At 65.1% G+C, this 18841-nt stretch carries 8 protein-coding genes; all 8 read right to left on the reverse strand.

Going from position 1 to position 18841, the window contains the following annotated elements; translation table 11 throughout:
- Positions 1–1353 carry a phenylacetate--CoA ligase family protein gene (locus FHW69_RS15820; RefSeq protein WP_183424066.1) on the reverse strand — a complete coding sequence of 451 codons (1353 nt, stop codon included), beginning with the start codon at positions 1351–1353 and terminating at the stop codon, positions 1–3.
- Complete coding sequence (locus FHW69_RS15825) at positions 1353–2615, reverse strand: O-antigen ligase family protein (RefSeq protein ID WP_183424067.1); 1263 nt, start codon at positions 2613–2615, stop codon at positions 1353–1355. Before FHW69_RS15825 ends, FHW69_RS15820 begins: the two co-directional genes overlap by 1 nt.
- Positions 2603–3712: a polysaccharide deacetylase family protein gene (locus FHW69_RS15830; RefSeq protein ID WP_183424068.1), complete on the reverse strand. Its 1110-nt coding sequence runs from the start codon at positions 3710–3712 to the stop codon at positions 2603–2605. Before FHW69_RS15830 ends, FHW69_RS15825 begins: the two co-directional genes overlap by 13 nt.
- Positions 3706–4836: a glycosyltransferase family 2 protein gene (locus tag FHW69_RS15835; RefSeq protein WP_183424069.1), complete on the reverse strand. Its 1131-nt coding sequence runs from the start codon at positions 4834–4836 to the stop codon at positions 3706–3708. The genes FHW69_RS15830 and FHW69_RS15835 overlap by 7 nt, the downstream gene beginning before the upstream one ends.
- A gap of 33 nt (positions 4837–4869) precedes the next feature.
- Positions 4870–9783 (reverse strand): non-ribosomal peptide synthetase, encoded by a 4914-nt coding sequence (locus tag FHW69_RS15840; RefSeq protein WP_183424070.1) that lies wholly within the window; start codon positions 9781–9783, stop codon positions 4870–4872.
- Complete coding sequence (locus FHW69_RS15845; RefSeq protein ID WP_255494848.1) at positions 9780–16958, reverse strand: polyketide synthase; 7179 nt, start codon at positions 16956–16958, stop codon at positions 9780–9782. The genes FHW69_RS15840 and FHW69_RS15845 overlap by 4 nt, the downstream gene beginning before the upstream one ends.
- Before the next feature lie 172 nt (positions 16959–17130).
- The gene (locus FHW69_RS15850) at positions 17131–18081 is read right to left on the reverse strand and encodes a transcription factor jumonji JmjC domain-containing protein (protein ID WP_183424071.1); all 951 of its coding nucleotides are present in this window, start codon (positions 18079–18081) and stop codon (positions 17131–17133) included.
- A 23-nt stretch (positions 18082–18104) separates the two neighbouring features.
- A complete protein-coding gene (locus FHW69_RS15855) occupies positions 18105–18767 on the reverse strand; it encodes a hypothetical protein (protein ID WP_183424072.1) in 663 nt (220 codons plus the stop codon).
- Positions 18768–18841 lie beyond the last annotated feature (74 nt).

The following is an 18841-nucleotide window of genomic DNA, read 5'->3' on the forward strand; positions in this document are numbered from 1 at the left end:
TCAAAGCTCTGAGATGGTGACGCGGAGTTTTCCACTTCGCGTCAGGGGAATATCGTCTGGAAAGTGGTAATGAAGTTCTACGCTTTGGCCAAGGACCTTGTCGATTTCCCGTTGGATATAGGCCAATGAGGCATCGTTAAATGCTGCGTTTCTGACGATGGCCAGATCGAGTCTGTCGAGGCGCTTTTGCACCAGCTGGAAGCGGGTGACCCCGGGTACGTCCTTGAGCATGTGGGGAAAAAATTCACCCGGCAGCACACGGCCGTCAGCCGTGCGGATCACGTCCAGAATGCGCCCGTCCACCCGGGCGAGGAGCGGCAGACCGCGTCCGCACGGGCATCCCTGCGTGCAGGAGGTGGCCATGTCGCCATTTCCATAGCGAAGCAGGGGCATGCCGTAGTTGGACAGGTCGGTGACGACCACCGTGCCGGTCTGGCCGGGGGGCACGGGGCCATGGGTGCCGGCCAGTTCCACCAGCAGGTGGTCGGCATTGATGTGAAGACCGCTGTGGTGTTCACATTCGGCCGCGATCAGCATGAATTCGCGACAGCCGTAAGTATTGAACACCGGGGCGCCAAACGCTTCTTCCATTGCATCGCGCTGGAAATCATGCAGCGTCTCGGCGGCAGCGATGATGCTTTCGGGCGCGTACACGCGCCGGCCAGTGGCAATCAGCCATTCGGCCAGCCGGTACAACGCGCCGACGTAGCCCACCAGGACGGCCGGGCGGTAGCGGTCGATCTGGTCGGCGAAGTCGCTCATGGTCGACTCGCTCATGCGGAAAGTGTTGAGCATGCGGCGACCAAAGGCGGCGTTGTAGATGCGGTCTTTCATCCGGTGGGCACGCGTGGGCTCGCCCACCGAACCACCCCACAGGAACAGCGTGCGCCTGCCCATGCGCGCGCCCGCCCAGCCGTAGCCGCGCCACATCACGGCGATGCGCCGGTCGTTGCTTTCCCGCGTGTAGCCGAAGCGCAGTGGTTCGCCGGTAGATCCGCCGGTGGCTTTGTAGAGCAACTGGTTTTTCAGCGAGTCGGCTTTGAATTCGTCGAAGTGGGCGCGGATTTCTGCCTTGTCCAGAACCGGCAGGGCGCTGAAGTCGGCCAGGTTGCGAAGGTCGCCGACCTGGATGCCCAGCTCGCGCCAGCGGCGGCGGTAGTAGGGCACCTCTTGCGCGCAGTGTTCCAGAAGGCGGCGAAGCCGTTCCCATTGCAGGGCGGCCAGACGTTCCGGGTCCAGCCACTGGTCGGCTTCGTAACGCTTCATGTAGTCCAGTGTGTGCCGGCGGCGCAGCCCTTTTTCGTACGCCGGAAACAGCACGTGGCGAAAGGCGTGTTCGTAGAGCGTGTTCATCACCCGGTCCTCAGCAGGACGGCCACCAGCACGAAGAGGGCAGCAACGCCCCCCATGGCGGCCGGCACCCAGCGCCAGCCGCTGCGCGAGAGCTCAAAGGCCGGCAGGTCGGGGAAGCGCTGGCGTGCCCCGATGTAGTAACCCACGGCCATCGCGGCCAGCAGGTATAGAACGATCATGTAGCTGCGACTCAAGAAGAATGCGGCGGCGAACAGGCCGCACAGCACCAGCAGCAGGGTGAGCGCGATGGTGCGCTCCTTCGCCCATTCCGCAGCCCTGGCCGGGTCGTCACTGAAGTCGGGCTTGTACCGGAGCACGGTCAGCATCATCCAGAAGCTGTAGCCAACGAAGGCCAGCCACAGCACAAAGCCGACGAAACCGGTTTCTGCGAGCACAAGAACGAAGGAGTTGTGCGCCGTGAGGTCGTTGTATTCGGTGAAGTTGCCGGCACCCACGCCGAAGATGGGATGGGAGGTGAACATGTGCAGGCCGGAATACCAGGCATCCACACGGCCCAGCGCGGATTCTTCGTCCGCGTCCAGTTCCTGCATGCGGGCAGATACCAGTTTCATGGCAGCGAGGCCCACCGCGCCGAGCACGCCGGCCGTGAGCAGTCCGCGCTTGTGCCACACATACACGCCGGCCACCACCAGCACGGCAAGCAGGGCGCCGCGTGAGTTGGTGAGGTAGACGGCGTAAAGCAGCAGCAATGCGCCGGCCAGCCAGAACACGCGGCCCAGGAAGCCACCGCGCTTGCTCAGAAAGACGGCCATGGGCAACGTGGCGGCGAACAGCAGACCCAGATCGTTGGGGTCGTTGAAGATGCCGACATACTGGATCCGGCCTTCCTCGCCCAGCGGCATGCCGGTCCAGCCGACGCCCGTGGTGGCCTGTTGCACGCCATGCACCGCCAGCACCATGGCGCACAGCGTGAAGGTCGCCATGGCAAGCACGACATTGCGTCGGGAGGTGCAGCCGGCAGCGAATATCCAGAACGAGATGACCGTGGGCCCGAACTTCACCAGCTCATCCACCGCGCCGCCCGCCCAGCCATTGACCAGCTGGGAAATCATCAGGACGACCAGGAATATCGGCAGGAGGATGAGCTGCGGGGCGTTCCAGCTCTTCTTGCCCGACGCCAGCCACGCCACGAAGGCCAGCACCAGAACCACGGGTAAAACGGGGACACCGACCAGGCCCGGCAGATAATCCTGCGGGCGAATGATCGTGAGAACCAGATAGCAGAGAATCAGGGGGAACATGCAGCCACCGGATCGCTACCCGTTTCGTGGTGAATGGTCGGGTAGCTCATGAGTTTTGGCAGAGTCAGCATGGCGGCAAACCAGCCCGGCCCCATGTCACGCTCCACCGGCAACCGGTACAGGGCGTAACGATTGGTGGACGGATCAGCATTGGTGCCACAGATGTACGAACAGGCGGCGCGGAAGCCGGCTTCGCGTGTCGCCTCGATCACCGACTGGTTGAACGACCGGTCACCGCCCACCGGATAGGACATCAATGCCGCCCGCTCGGGCAGCTCCCGGTCCAGCGTTGCCTTCGATGCGCGGATTTCGCGGATCATTTCGTCTTCGGGCAGCTTGGCCAGCATGCGGTGATACACGCCGTGAGAGCCGATTTCGTAGCCCGCTGCGTGCATCTCGCGCAGCTGATCCCAGGTCATGGGCCGGCACTGTGCAGGCGCGCACAGCGACGGCATCCGCCAGTCGCGTTCCAGACGGTCAATCATGGCCGACTGTTCCAGGGCGCTGATGTCTTTCATGCGCAGCAGCACGAGGCCCGCCAGTGCGCGCTTTTCGTCACGTCGTGCAGGCATCGGCATGTCGATGTTCAGCTCCGGCAGCACGAGCGACGGCGCACCCGTGCGCAGCAGCATGTGTACCAGCCAGTCATAGAGGAACGGCTTGCCGGTGTCGATGTGGCCGGTGGAAACGAAGAACGTGGCAGGTATGCCCAGGTCGCGCAGTATGGGAAAAGCCACGCGATAGTTATCGTCGTAACCATCGTCGAAGGTCACGGCGACAGCATCCGGGGGCAGCGCCTCACCGGCATCCAGTGCCTCGGCCACATCGGTGAGGCGCATGGGCCGGAAGCGCCTGCGCAGCAGGCTCATCTGGTCGTGGAAGCGCTCCGGCGACGTGCTGATGAGTTCAAGATCGAAGTCATAGGTATCCGGATCGGGATAATCCATGATCCGGTGATAGGCGAGAATCCGCAGATCCTTGCGCCACCATGAGCGCGCGCGCTGCAACGAATGCAGCAGGCCGCTGGAGTAGCACAGCTCCCCAAGGCGTCCGCGAATGCCCGAGGCCCGGCCTTCAGCTATCGTCATCTTCACCATAAATGCAGTCCTTGATGGCGGGCGAAGGCCAAGAGGGCCTGCGCCGAAAAAAGATTCAGGTAATAGAACGCCGTGGCCAGCCGGACGGGCAGCCAGCGCGCAACGCGTGGAAGCAGGTGCCCGGCGACGACCAGGGCGGCAAAGGCCAGCAGGCCGGCAAACATGGCTGCGTAGAGCAAGTGCCGCGTGGCAAGCGCGGCCGTGGAAATCGCAAAAAGAACCATCAGCCAGGGAGCAATCAGGCGCAGGAGCTTGTGGCTGATGAAACGGAACCACAAAGGATTGCTTGCCGGCGATAGCAGCCAGGGCGCCAGTTGCAGCAGCTGGTAGTTCCCGGCCAGGGTGCGGATCTTGCGTTTGCGTTCGGCCTCAGGATGCTGGGAGGGCGTATCCCAGGCGATGGCACGGGGCTCGAACACCACGCGCTTGCCGACGGCGGCGACACGCATGGGCACCAGCACGTCGTCCAGCACGGTGCCGTCGGGCAGCGGAAGGAAGAGTTCGCGGCGCATGGCATACAGCGCGCCGCTGACGCCGATGGTGGAGCCGGACTGGCTTTCGGAAAGGCGGATGCGTTTTTCGTAGCGCCAGTAGGCATCCACACCCTGTGCAAAGCCGGTACGGACATCTTCCATCTGCAACTCGCCGCCCACGGCGCCCACCGTGCGGTCAGCAAGGTTGGCAACCAGCTCGCGCAGCGAGCGTGGCGACAGTTTCTGGCGCAGGTCGGTGAACAGCAGCACCTCGCCGGTTGCAGCATCCACGCCGTCGTTGATGCATGCGGCCTTGCCGCGACGCACGGGATTCTCGATGACCATCACGCGCGTGTCGCCGCTGGTACGGGCCAGTGCGGCGGTGGCGTCAGTGCAGCCGTCACAGACGATGATGATCTGGATGCGGTCGGCGGGATAGTCCAGCGCGCGCAGGTTGGCCAGGCGTGCGCGGATGCGGCGCCCGCCGTTGAACACCGCCACCACGATGCTGACCGTTGGCGTGATCGGCGCGCGGGCCACAGGGCGCGGCGACATGCGCGCAAGCGCCCAGGTCATCAGCGGATAGCCGACGAACACGTGGGCGAGCAGCAACAGGCTGCCCCAACAGGCGAGTTCGGCCAGGTAAGTCATTCGGTCCCCCCCGAACCGATGCTGGACATGGTCTCAGCGCCGGCCGAAAAGCTTGCCGAACAGAGAGGTTGGCTTGCGCGCCCCACGTGCACCGGCGGCATCCAGTTCCGCCGCCAGCGTCCCGAGTGTGCCGTTCGCGATGTCCAGCAGGTTCAGTTGTACGCCAGTGCCCTGGCGTACACGGTTGGCCATGTCGACGGCAAGCAGTGAGTGACCTCCGAGGTCGAAGAAGTTGTCGCCCGGATGCACGTCGCATACATCCAGGAGTTCGCCCCAGAGCTTCGCAAGCATCGCTTCGGACGGTGTACGCGTCGCCGTGTGCGTCGCCAGGATCGGTGCAGGCGTCGGGGTGACCGTCGCGCTTGTCGCCGGTCGCATCATGCCCTCGGCCAGTTCGCGCAGGCTTCCCACTGTTTGCCGCGCATCCCGCCCGGCGCTGGCCAGCAGTGACAGATAGCGGTCGCGCATGGTGGCTGCCGTGGTCGCGTGAAGCAGGTCGGCGTTGTAGGTCACGCCACCGACCATGCCGCGTGCATTCTCCAGGAACCAGAGCCCCAGGTCTTCCGTGGCACCGCTCTGGAACAGCAGGATCTGCTCATGTTCCAGACCACCCCAGTCCACCACCCGCTGGCGTGCATCCTGGAAGGAGAACAGTGCCTGGTACAGCACGTTGCCGCCGCCGTGGCTGACCTTGAGCTCGCGGGTCAGGTATTCCATGGGCACATCGGGATGACCGAACCCTTCCAGGGCTACGCTCTTCACATGGCGAACGAAGTCGAGGAAGGTCATCTCCGGATGCATGCTGACGTGCAGCGGGAGCAGGTTGTTGAAGTAACCCATCACCGATTCGACCTCGGTCTGGTTGCGCCCGCGAACGGGTGTGCCGACGACCAGGTGCTGTTGCCCGGACATGCCCGATAGCAGCACGTAGTACAGCGCAAGCAGCGTCATGTTGAGCGTGGCATCAGCACTGCGTGCCACTTCGTGCAGAAGATCGGTGGTGTCCCGTGACACGCGTATCCATTCGGTAGAACCCTTGCCGGACATGCCCGGGCGGCGCGGCATGTCGGTGGGCAGCGCCTGCGCGGCGGGGCAACGCGACAGGCGGTCCTTCCAGAATTCCAGCTGCTCACGAAACTGCGGACCTTCCAGCCACTGGGTATGCCAGGTGGCGTAATCGCCGTAGCTGACCGGCAGCGCAGCCAGTGGCGAGGGTTCACCACGCGAGAAGGCGCGATACAGTGCCGACAGCTCGGCATAAAGGATGTCGAACGACCAGCCGTCCCAGATGATGTGATGCGGCATGAAGAAGAACGCGTGGTTCTCGTCGGACAGGCGGAACATCTTCGCGCTGAACAGCGGAGCGGTGGCCGGATCAAACGGCGTGTCGGTGAGCTGCTGGAGGCGGCGCATGAGGGTGCGTTCGCGTTCATGCGGTGGCAGCGCTGAGAGGTCTTCGGCGGGGAAAAGCCTGGTGGGCAAGTGCGGCGCCACCACCTGCACGATGGCGTCACCCTCGCGGCGAAGCGACGTGCGCAGGCTGGCCTGGCGTGCCACCAGTGCGGCAAAGGCCTGCTCGAATGCGGCCGTGTCCAGCAGGCCGGTGAGGCGATGCGCAGAAGGCGCGTTGTAGGTCACGCGGCCCGGCTGCATCTCTTCCAGGGCAAACAGGCGCGCCTGCATCAGCGAGGCGGGCGCGCGGTCCTGAATGGGCCGGCGAACGATGGGGTGATGCGCGAACTCATGCCCGGCGGCCTTCAGGTCTGCGATGGCCAGGGCAAGTTCGGCGATGGTTGGTGCGTCGAATAGCGTACGGAACGACAGGTTCACCGAGAATTCGCGATTGAGACGCGCGGTCAGTTGCGCGGCCAGCAGGGAATGGCCGCCCAGCGCGAAGAAGTTGTCGCGAACATCGAGGTCCGGAAGGGCGAGCACCGCTTCCATCGCGGCGGCGACGCGGCGTTCGTCGTCGTTGCGCGGCGGCGTGCGATCCGTCGCGGTGGCCACCGACTGCACGGGTGGTGCAGGAAGCGCGCGGCGATCCGTCTTTCCGTTGGGGAGCAGCGGAATGGCATCCAGCAGCATCACGTGCTGCGGAAGCATGTAATCGGGCAGGCGCATCTTCATTTCCGTGCGCAGCGTGCCTTCGTCCAGCCTGGCGCCATCCACCCCGACGACATAGGCCACCAGCCGCACATCGCCCGGACGATCTTCGCGAGCCATGACGACCGCACGTGCCACTTCCGGCAGGTCGACCAGTACCGACTCGATTTCGCCCGGCTCAATGCGATAGCCGCGCACCTTGACCTGGAAATCCAGGCGACCCAGGTGTTCGATCTGGCCACTGGCCAGCCAGCGACCGCGGTCGCCCGTGCGATACATGCGTGCGTTCGGCATGGGTGAGAACAGATCCCGCACGAAGCGCTCGGCGGTCAGTTCAGGGCGATTGAGATAACCCAGCGTGACGCCCGCGCCACCGATATGGATTTCGCCAGGCACTCCCAGCGGGCACGGCGAGCCGGCAGCGTCGAGAATGTAGACGGTGGTGTTGGCGATGGGCGTGCCGATGACGATGCCTTCGCGGGGCGCCTTCACAGCCCAGTACGTGGAATAGATGGTGGTTTCCGTGGGGCCGTAGCCGTTCCAGACACTGCCGCAGCGTTGCAGCAACGCTTCGGCCAGATCGACGGCCAGCGGCTCGCCACCCGACACGGCGCGGAATCCGGAATGGCCCTGCCAGCCGGACTCGATAAGGATGCGCCAGCCTGCGGGGGTGGCCTGCATCATGGTGGCGTGGCTGCGCTCCACCAGGTTGCGCAGCGCGGCGCCATCACGCACGTCGTCGTGATCGGCCACGATCACCTCGGCTCCCACGGACAGCGGGAGCATCAGTTCCATGAAAGCGATGTCGAACGACAGCGTGGTCACGGCTACCAGCCGGTCGGCTTCGGAGATGCCGGGAACGCGTTGCATGCTGGTGAGGAAGTTGGACAGCGCGCCATGGGGCACGCGCACACCCTTGGGGCGGCCCGTCGAGCCAGAGGTGAAGATCACATACGCTACGGAATCCGGGGTGGCAGAGAGTTCGTCGCGTGGCAGGCGCGTGGCGGGGGCGTGCTCGATTTCGTCGCGATCATGCGTGAGGATCAGCGTTTTCGCCGGATCAAACGGAAACGCGGTGGGCGGCACGTCCACAATGAGTGCAGCCAGTGCTGCATCCTCGACCATGAAGGCCAGGCGGTCAGCAGGGAACGCCGGATCCAGCGGCACATAACCTGCGCCTGCCTTGAGCACGCCAAGCAGCGTCGCCACCATGTCGGTACCGCGCGACACGCACAAGCCGACGAGTGAGCCGCGTCCCACGCCGCGCTTGCGCAGGCAGTGAGCGATGCGATTGGCACGATGCTCCAGGTCGATATAGCTCAGCCGCTCGGCTCCGTGGCGTACGGCAGCGCGAGCTGGCGTGACGTCGACCTGCTGCTCCATGGCTTCGTGGGCGAGCCGGTTCTCCGGATACGGCGTGGGCGCGGGCTGCATGGCGATGATCGCCTGGCGGCCCGCATCGGATACGGCAGGCAGGCGACGGGCTTCCTCATCGGGTGCTTCGGTGGCACCGCGCAGCAGTGTCTCGTAGGCCTCAAGCCATGCGGCGATGGTGGCCGGCTGGAACAGGTCGGCGTTGTACTGGCATTCCAGACGGAGGGTGCCGTCGACCTGTACGGCGTTGATGAAGAGTTCAAAGTTTTCGTAGCGGCGTGCGTTCGCCGAGAAGGTGAAGCCAAGGCCCGGGAAACTGAGCGTGGAGGTGTCCAGTGCCTGATCGAGATTGAACAGCACGCTCACCAGCGGAAGACGCGCAGGATCACGCGGCAGCGAGAGGTGGGCAAGCAGGCTGCCAATCGTGTACTGCTGGTGGTCAAACGCATCCAGCAGGCCGCCGCGCACGTCGTCCACCAGCTGTCCGAACGACTGCTCCGGCTTCACTTCTGTGCGCAGCGGCAACACGTTGACGCAGTGTCCGACCAGTGCATCGTGACCTCCCTCAGCCTGTCCTGCGCACGGAATGCCGATCACCAGGTCTTGCTGGCCGCTGATGCGTTCAAGAGCGAGCGCGAAGCCCGCAAGCAGCGTGGCGTAGAGGCTGGCATGGCGTTTGGCGCCCATGCGGCGTATGGCCGAGACGAGTTCAGCGTCCAGCACACGGTCTTCGCGGCGCGAGGTGAACGTGCGGCGGCGGGCGCGTGGCCGGTCGGTGGGCAGATCCAGGGACGGCACGCTGCCGCTGAAGCGCGACACCCAGTAGGAGCGCGCGTCCGCGTTGTCCGCGCCGCGGGCACGCACGGCTTCTTCCATCGCGTAGGCGGCGAATGAATCCGCGGGTGCCGGTGCGAAGCCATCGGCGACGCGCGCACCATACAGGGTGGCCAGATCATTCATCAGCACGCTGAAGGACCAGCCATCGCAGATGATGTGATGGGCGGTGAGGACCAGTACATGATGCAGCGGGCCGCGGCGCAGCAGTGACGCGCGCAACAGGGGACCGTGCTCGAGATCAAACGGTGTGGTGACGGCGTCGTCCAGCGCGGCCTGAATGGCGGCGGCCTGCGCCGCTGCATCAAGCGTGGCCAGGTCGACCAGGGGGCACGGCAGGTCGCGCTCCTGTGCGATGCACAGTTCTTCGCCGTCGACGCTCACGGTCGCGCGGAGGGCTTCGTGCCGGGTAACCAGGTCCGCGAGAGCCGCGACGAGAGCGGTGGTGTCGAGCGGGCCGGTGAGTTCCAGCGAGACAGATTCGTTATAGGCGAGCGATCCCTCTTCGGACAACGTGGAGGCCAGCCAGATTTCGCGCTGCGGCGCCGTGGTCGGGACGACGCGCGCAAGCGCCACGCCAGCGAAGGGATCGTAGTCGACAGCCTGGGTAGCCGCCATCACGTCGTTCGGAGTCATGCGTTCACCCTCAGATACTTTCCGGGGACATCGGGATGGGGGACAAACCAGGCGGGATGGCCTTCGGCGTCGCGGCCCAGGCGGGCGCCTTCGACCGGCGGCCGATCCACGTCCAGCGTGCGGGCTTCAAGGATGTGGCGCGGCAGGAATTCGGCTTCCTGCAACTCCAGTACGGAATCCTTGAAGGCTTTCGCCATCGCAGCGAAGTCTTCTTCGCTGTGCGAAGTGGTGAAGAAACAGGGGAAGTTATCCAGGATGTGGATGCCCCGGCTGCGCATCATGGCGAACAGCAATTCCTGCATCGGGTGGTCTTCCGGGAACGTGGTCTTCCACACCGAGGCGTAGTGCACCACCTTGATCGGCGCGCCGACGGCGGTGCAGAAGATGTTCAATTCGTCCACGAATGCAGCGGTGCGCTCGTTCAGCGATTCCTGCAACGCCGGGCCCGCTTCGGACAAATGCGTGAGCACCGCATGAGCGGCGGCGAGCGCCAGCGGATGGCGTACGAACGTGCCGGCAAAATACGTGACGCCTACGGTGGGTACGGAGTCGTCGCCGTACTGCCAGTGGCCGCCGTCCAGTGCGTCCATGAAGCGGCGTTTGCCTGCGATGACGCCGATGGGGAATCCGCCACCGACCACCTTGCCGTACGAAGCCAGGTCGGCATCAATGCCGAGCATGGCCTGCGCACCGCGCGGGTGCGTGCGGAAGCCGGTGACCACCTCGTCGAAGATGAGCAGCGCGCCCGCGTCTTCGGTGATGGCGCGCAGTTCCTGGAGGAATTCGCGCGGCTGGAAATCCGGGCGGCGGCTTTGCACGGGCTCTACAAGCACGGCGGCGATGGTGGAGGCGCGCTCGCGGATGATGGCCAGCGACTCGGGCGTACCGTAATCAAGCACAAGCACGTTCTCGGCCGTGTTGCGCAGAATGCCGGGAGCCGCCGGAACCGAGCGCAGCTTCTTCGTGCCGCGCACGATCACTTCATCGAAGATGCCATGGTACGAGCCGGTGAAGATCACCAGCGTGTCGCGGCCCGTGACAGTGCGCGCGATGCGTACGGTGCCCATCACCGCTTCAGAGCCGGTGTTGCACAGGGCAGCGCGGTCGAAGCCGGTGAGGTCGCAGATCTGCCGCGCCACCACGCCTGCCAGAGGGTGCTGTGGCCCGATTTCGTAGCCGGTGTCTAGCTGTGCGCGCACGGCGCTGGTCACGAAGTCCGGCTGCCAGCCGAACAGGTTCATGCCAAAACCGTTGAGTGCGTCGATATATTCGTTGCCGTCGATGTCCCAGACCCGTGAGCCTTTCGAGCGCTCTACAACCATCTGATAAATCATTTCCTTCAGCAACGGACGGAAGCCATTCACCACGCGGGGATCGGCCAGATGGTCGCGATGTTCTGTCGTATAGGCCTTCGACGCAGCGGTGCGCGCGATGTAGCGGCGCATGAAAGCATCCAGGCGTCCGCGCTGGCGCGTGGTCAGTTCGGTCGACGTGGAATGGATGCGTGCGATGGCGCCGAATGCCTTCTTGACGTCGTAAGTGGTGTGGGCCAGTGCGGCTTCTTCGGTGTCGGCGACGGGCGCGTCCGGTGTCCTGGCTACTGCCGCGGCAGGCGCTGGTACAGCCGCGCTCGGCGCACCGGCAAGCAGTGCCAGTTGCTGCTGCATGATCTGCATCTGCTGCTGGATCACGTCCTGCATCAGATTTCCCGTGACGGTGGTGGCGGGCGCACTCGCGGCAGCGACAGATGGGGCGGCAGGCGCGGGCTGAGCGACAGGCGCGCTGGCTTCCGGTGGCAGAAGCCGGTCGATGTGCGCGGCCAGTGCGGTGAACGAGGAGCAGTTTTCCATCAGCTCGCGGAAGGTGATCTTCAGCGCGTACGTTTTCTGCAATTGCAGCGCCACCTGGGTGAGCGACAGCGAATCCAGGCCCAGTTCGAGGAAGTTGGCATCCGGCGCGCTGTCGGCAAAGTCGTTGCCGGAAACCTCTTCAAACAGGGCCGCGAGCTCGGGAATGAGGCGGCTCGTGCGGGGGGCGGCAGGCATGGCCATGGACGGCTCCGGTGACGCGGGCATGGAAGTGGCAGGGGTGACATCGGGCGCGATGGCCGGCGCGATGCCTTGCGGCAAGGCGTCCACCCAGTGACGGCGACGCTCGAAGGGATAAGTGGGCAGGCGCACACGCTGGCGATGCTGGCGGCGGTCAAGCACAGATAGATCGACGTCCACGCCGCTGGCCCAGAGTTGGCCCATCGCGTCCAGCCAGGTGCTGCGCTCGGCGGTCGCCGAGTCGGCCAGGGAAGCGACGGTCACATGCTGGCGGGCATTCGGATGCTGGCGGGTCAACAGGGTCAGGGTGTTGCGCGGGCCCACTTCGAGGAACACATGCGTGCCCTGATCGAGCCGGGTGGTAAGGGCCCCGGAAAAGCGTACCGTGCCGCGCAGATGACGTGTCCAGTAGTCGACGGACATCGCTTCGTTGTCGGTCAGGGTCATGCCGGTCAGGGTGGAGATGATCGGCATGTCCGGAGCATTCAGGGTGATCGCGGCGACTTCGGCGCGGAACGCAGCCAGTGCCGGGTCCATCATGGCGGAGTGGAACGCGTGCGAGGTATGCAGCACGCGGCAGGCGATGCCAGAGGCATCAAGCGCTGCACGGAAGGTTTCGATAGGCGCGGTTTCTCCGGAAACGACGCACGCGGACGGCGCATTTTCCGCAGCGAGTGAAAGCTCGGCGGGCAGGCGCGCAGCGAGCGAGGCGGCATCCATGCGTACCGACAGCATGGTCCCGGGTGCCATCGCCTGCATCAGCTTGCCTCGCCGGGCAACGAGCCGCGCGCCGTCACCCAGCGACATGACACCCGCGAGCACGGCGGCAGCGAACTCGCCGACGCTATGGCCGATCATGGCGGCAGGACGCACCCCCGCACTCATCCACAGCCTGGCCAGCGCGTATTCGATAGCGAACGTCGCCGGCTGAGTAAGCGATGTTTCGCGAAGTGCTTCCGGATCATCGGCAAACATGCGTTCGGCAAGGTCGAAACCGAGGTCATCACGCAGTGCTTCGACACAGGCATCCAGCGCATCGCGGAAAACCGGTTCGCGGCGATACAGTTCACGACCCATGCCGGCGTACTGCGAGCCCTGACCCGGGAAAAGGAAGACGACAGGCGCGTGCTGCGCAGACACCTGGCGCACGGGCGCAGCGTGATCGGCGAGTTGGCTTGCCACCTGGGCCGCATCGTCCGCCACCAGCCAGCTACGCTGCGCGAACGCCTTGCGGCCGTGAGCCAGCGTCAGCGCCACGTCCGCAAGGTTGCTTTCCGGCGCGCGGGCAAGATGCGCACCCAGCTGCTGCCAGGCATGCTGCACGGCAGCGTCTGAACGCGCGGAAACGAGCAACAGTTGCGCGCCTTCAGCGGGGTCGGACGGTGTGCGCGCGGGTGCTTCTTCCAGAATCACATGGGCATTCGTGCCGCCCACACCGAACGAACTGACGCCTGCGCGACGTGGCGATTCGCCGTGCGTCCACGGCGTCAACGCGGCATTGACCACAAAGGGGGAGGATGTGAGGGAGAGTGCCGGGTTGGGTGCGACGTAATGCAGTGAAGCGGGAATCTGCTTTGTGGCCAGCGCGAGCGCCGTCTTGATAACGCCTGCCGCACCGGCCGCCATGACCAGGTGACCGACGTTGCTCTTAACCGAGCCGATGGCGCAGAAGCCGGTAGCCGCGGTGTGCCTGCGGAACGCATGGGTGAGGCCTTCGATCTCGATGGGATCGCCGAGCGGAGTTGCCGTCCCGTGGGTTTCCACATACGAGAGCGAGCCTGCATCGACGCCTGCATTGCGCAGCGCGGCCGTGATGACGGCGGCCTGACCGGCACTGCTGGGGGCCGTGAAACTGGCCTTGCCGCCGCCATCGTTGTTGACGGCGGCGCCACGGATCACGGCATACACCGGATCGCCGTCGCGCAGTGCGTCGTCCAGCCGCTTGAGCAGGACCACGGCGGCACCATCGCTGAAAACGGTGCCACGCGCGTTCGCATCGAAGCTGCGCGTATGGCCGTCGGGAGACAGCATGGAGCCTTCCTGCGCGATGTAGCCACTGCGCGGCGGACAGGTGATCGACGAGCCGCCCGCCAGGGCCATGTCACAGCGGCCGGCGCGCAGCGCATCGAATGCCTGGGCGATGGCCACCAGCGACGTGGAGCACGCCGTGTTCATGCTGATGGCGGGGCCGGTGAGGTTGAGCTTGTGGGCAACATGCGTCGACAGATAGTCCTTTTCGTTGCCCAGCATGGTCTGGAAAGCACCAAAGCGGGCAATCAGCTCCGGATGCGTTTGCAGATGACGCTGAAAGTATGTGGCGTTGTGCATGCCGGCGAAGATGCCGACAGGCGCCGTCTGGGCATCGGGCACGTAGCCGCCGCGCTCAAGACATTCCCAGCACAGCTCCATGAAAATGCGCTGCTGCGGGTCGGTCAGCTCGGCTTCGCGGGGCGACATACCGAAGAAGGCGGCATCGAAATCTTCCACGCCATCGACAATGCCGCGCGCGAATACATAGTTCGGATCGTCGCGCTCATCCGCAGGCACGCCAGGATCAAGATCCTCGCGCGTGAAGGTGGTAATGGATTCGCGCGATGCACACAGGTTGTCCCAGAACGTTTCCACGTCGGCGGCGCCCGGGAAGCGCCCGGCCATGGCGGTGATCGCGACCGGCGAGGCTGCGGGCATATCGCGTGGCGCTTCGGCGACCGGTGCCGGGGCTGCCTGGGCCAGGCTCGCTGCGATGGCGGCGGGCGTGGGAGCAGCGAAAAAGCTGGCTACGCTGACGGCGGTCGAGATACCGGCATGAATGCGCGCAAGCGCAGCCGTCGCCAGCAGCGATGAACCGCCGAGGTCGAAGAAGTGATCGTCACGACCGATGCGGGCAATACCAAGCAGGTCGGAGAAGATGCCGCAAAGCGCACGTTCGTTGTCGTTCACCGGTTCCACATAGTCACCAGCGAGCGCCGGGCGGTCGTTGCCGGGGATGGGAAGCGCGCGGCGGTCCAGCTTGCCGTTGGCGGTGATCGGCATGGACTCCAGCGGTACGAAGACGGCGGGCAGCATGAAGGCGGGAAGCGTCCTGGCCAGCGCGTCGCGCAAGGCGGCGGCCGCAGGTGCATCCGGGTACGGCACGTAGTAGGCCAGCAGGCGCTTGCCGCCGTGATCGTCGTCGCGCGCGATCACAGCCGCGTCTCGGACACCCGGCAGCGCATGCATGGCGTGTTCGATTTCGCCCAGTTCGATGCGGTAGCCGCGAATCTTCACCTGGCCGTCGCGGCGGCCGATGAATTCAAGTGTGCCGTCCTCACGCCAGCGCACCAGGTCGCCCGTGCGGTACAGGCGTCCGCCTGAGCCTGCGAATACGTCGTTGAGAAAGCGCTGCGCGTTGAGTTCGGGGCGGCCGAGATAACCACGCGCCACGCCCGCGCCACCGATGTACAGCTCACCGGTTACGCCCACTGGGACGGGTTCTCCACGCGCGTTCAGAACATACAGCGTGGTGTCTGCAATGGGCCGACCCACAGGTACGCTTTGCAGCGCCGGGTCCAGCTCGCGGGGAATGGCCCAGGTGGTCGCAAACGTCGTGCATTCGGTGGGACCGTAGCCATTGCTGAGCTGCGTGTTCGGCAGCGCTTCCAGCGCCTTGCGCACATGCACGAGCGACAGCGCTTCGCCGCCTGTGATGATGTGTTTCAGGCCAGCGAGTCTGGCCGGGTTCTCGTCGATGATGGCGTTGAACAGAGCGGCAGTCAGCCAGGCGACGCGGGCACCGTGGACAACGATGCTTTCCTCCAGCCCGCATGCGGTGGGCACGGCTTCGTGGTGCACGACGCAGGTGCCACCATTCAGAAGCGGCCCCCATATTTCAAAGGTGGCTGCATCAAAGCCCAGTGGCGCGGCGTGCAGCACGCGCGTGTCGGCGGTCAGCGCAACGTAGCCGACATCGCGCACCAGCCGGATGATGGAGCGATGCTCGATCTGCGCACCCTTCGGGGTACCCGTGGAGCCGGACGTGTACATCACGTACGCCAGCGACTCGCCCGTGCCAGGCGGCAGCGCAGGGGCGATTTCGGCGGGCAGATGGCTGATGTCGAGCACGGTGGCGGTCAGCCCGGCGGTTGCCGTGGCGCCACAGGCAATGACGGTGGTGGCGCCGGCATCGGCCAGCATGAAATTGAGGCGCTCTGTCGGCTGGGAGGGGTCCAGAGGCAGATAGGCCGCGCCGGCCTTGAGGATGCCCAGCATGGCGACAATCGCGCCCGGCGAGCGCAGGGCGAGCAGGCCAACAGGCGCTTCGGCGTGAATGCCCGCAGCCAGAAGGCCGGCTGCCACGCGCGAGGATTGCGCGTCCAGCTGCGCATAGGTCAGCGTGCCGTCTTGCCATGCCAGTGCCACAGCGTCGGGACTGGAAGCGGCGACCTCGGCAAACAGGGAGTGCACGGTGTCTCCGGCACGACGCGGACGGGCCGTGTGATTGAAGTCTTCCAGGATGCGGCGGCGCTCGTCGGCGCTCATTACTCCCACGTCGTGCATGGAGCGCGCGCCTTCGTGAAGCAGCGTGCAGAGCACTTCAACGACGGCGCCGGCCAGAAGATCCATGGCCGCATCGGTGAACGGTGCCGGAAAGTCGACCTGGATACGGGCGGGCGATTCGATCATCAGGCGCCAGCGGCTGCCGCAGCAGGGTTCGTCGCTGGCATTCGGGCCATCGCAGGCCGGGCGCGTATCGGTGTCCACCACGATCCATGGCGCATGACCGCGGGCGTGAACTTCGGCGGCGAGCAGCGCATGGATCTGCTGCGTCAGCCACGCGTCGTGGCTGGCATCGTCGTCGATGGTGAGGTAAGCGCGCAGATTCACGCCATCGTAGCTGCGCCATGCGGGAACGCGGCTGGCGCCGGTCAGGCGCGCTTCCACGAGGCCCAGCGCGATGCAGAAAAGCATCTCAGCTCCCACGCCATGCTTGAGCACGGCGTGTTCGACCAGTTCGGGAAGGGCCGCGTCCAGCGCGTATTCGTAGTGCTTCCAGCGCGGGCCCACCTGGGCGACGTGGCAGGGCAGCACATCGACCAGCGTTGGCGGCGTATCGTCCTGGGTGCGGTTGGCCGTAATGAACGGATTCATGGACTCTCGCTCTCTCACGCTTCCTCAAAAAGGCCATGCGTTGCCCGGCATGGAACGACCCTTTCCCCTTGTGCCTATCGTCAGTGCGAAGCGCGCCTGGTGGAATACGGCATACGGGCTAACCGAAGTGTGGTCAGGCGCGTTTTTTCCTGCATTTGCCGGGCTATTGGCCTTAGGCCGTTTGGTCTATGCCCCGATGAGCCAGTGCATCGAAGCCCCGGTGCACCCGTTGACCCAGCCTCGCCACGTGGCATTTGGCGCGATCAACGACTTCGCTGCGGCCCACGGCGCGGGGATGCAGACCGAGGCCGCGCAGGCGCGCGTTGAGACGATGTGCATCGGTGGCCATGTCCGAGTGGCGCGTGCGGAAAGTGAGGGCCAGCGACACCGACAGCTCCGAACCGGTATGCACTCGGTGCGGAGCAATGAACGGGTGATGCACGCCCAGGCCGGGGGTGAGGTTCCATTCGGTGGCCAGTGGCTCGATCGCCTCGCTGTAGGGTGGCCGGCCACCCACATGGGCAAGCAGGTGGTCCTTCTCGCGGGAAGACATCACGGTTTCATCCATGGGGTCCCACAGATATACGGTCTTTTTGCCCTGCAACTGAAGCAGGTAGTTCATCTCCCGATCCATGTGATACGGCGTGACCGCATCGCGCGTGGAGATGAACACATAGGTGGAAAACCAGGTGATGCCGGGGTCCAGCGCATGCGTGCGCGACGCTACTTCACCCATCAGGCCTTCGATCAGCGGGGCGTATGCGGGGTCGCGTTCGGGATTGTTGATGCAGATGTACGCTTGATGTTCCTCGAAGCCGTCCAGCACGCTGTCCAGAGTGAGACCGGCGCGGTAACGGTCGTAGGACGTATCCAGGTCAGCGTTGCCGGGGATGGCGCCCATGCGATAGAGGATGCTTTCGACGGGCATACGGCGGCAAAGCGCGAACAGGCTGGTCAGCGAAAACATCGGATGAGCCGTGAGGTCATGGCCGATCAGGAACGGGGCGCGGTTGTATGACTGGGTGACCACTTCCTCGTCGAAATGAAGCAGGGGCGTGGAGACCGTGCGTCCGTGCTGAAGCAGTTCGTCGTACCGCGAGGTCGAAAGATAGGTGCCGAGCATGACAGTGCTCTCCGCGCGTGAGGTCAGGGCGCCTGAAAGGCGAACAGGAACAGAAGCGCGCCCTGTACGGGGGCGGCAGTCCAGGTGACCTGCCAGACACCAGGTCCTGCCACCTGGCGCGTTGCAACCGCGACCTGCACTCCGCTTTCGTCGGGCAGGTCGGTAAAGCGGTCAATCACGGTGAAGCCATCGCCTGCTTCGGCAGTCATCTTCTTCACGCCGCCATCGCCCCACCACACGGCAATCAGCGTGGCCGGCCCGGTCGTCTGCACGGCGCCACTGGTGACGACGAGCGCAGGCGGCGCATAGGTGCTGGTCATCGCGTGCAGCGTGTTCGCGCCGCGAATCTCGATGAAGGGCACGGATATCTCGCCAGCGGGCTCACCGGGCTTGTTGATGCGAACCGTGTGGTCCGGGCCGCCGTGGGCGTTGTCGGCCACATAGGCTTTCACGTCGAAGCGGTCGCCGTACTCGTTGCCGTAGGGCACCTGGGCCACACGCTTCCAGCGGTTGCCATAGCTGTCTGCCGGCGTGCCGTTGTTGCTGATGTAGCCACCATCGAGCACCAGGAAAGAGCTGCCCGTGGTTTGCGTGGTCAGCGGCGCGGTGACAGCGGGCGACACGCCCGATCCCTCACCCACGCCAAGCAGCGTATGCGCGCCCAGCGCCGGGGGCGAGGTGGCCATGGCGACTCCTGATGCGGCCATCGCAAGACAGGCACCCGTCGCCCATATGAGGCTTCTGATCCGGCGGCCCGTGT

The organism is Luteibacter sp. Sphag1AF (assembly GCF_014192715.1).
Classification (GTDB): domain Bacteria; phylum Pseudomonadota; class Gammaproteobacteria; order Xanthomonadales; family Rhodanobacteraceae; genus Luteibacter.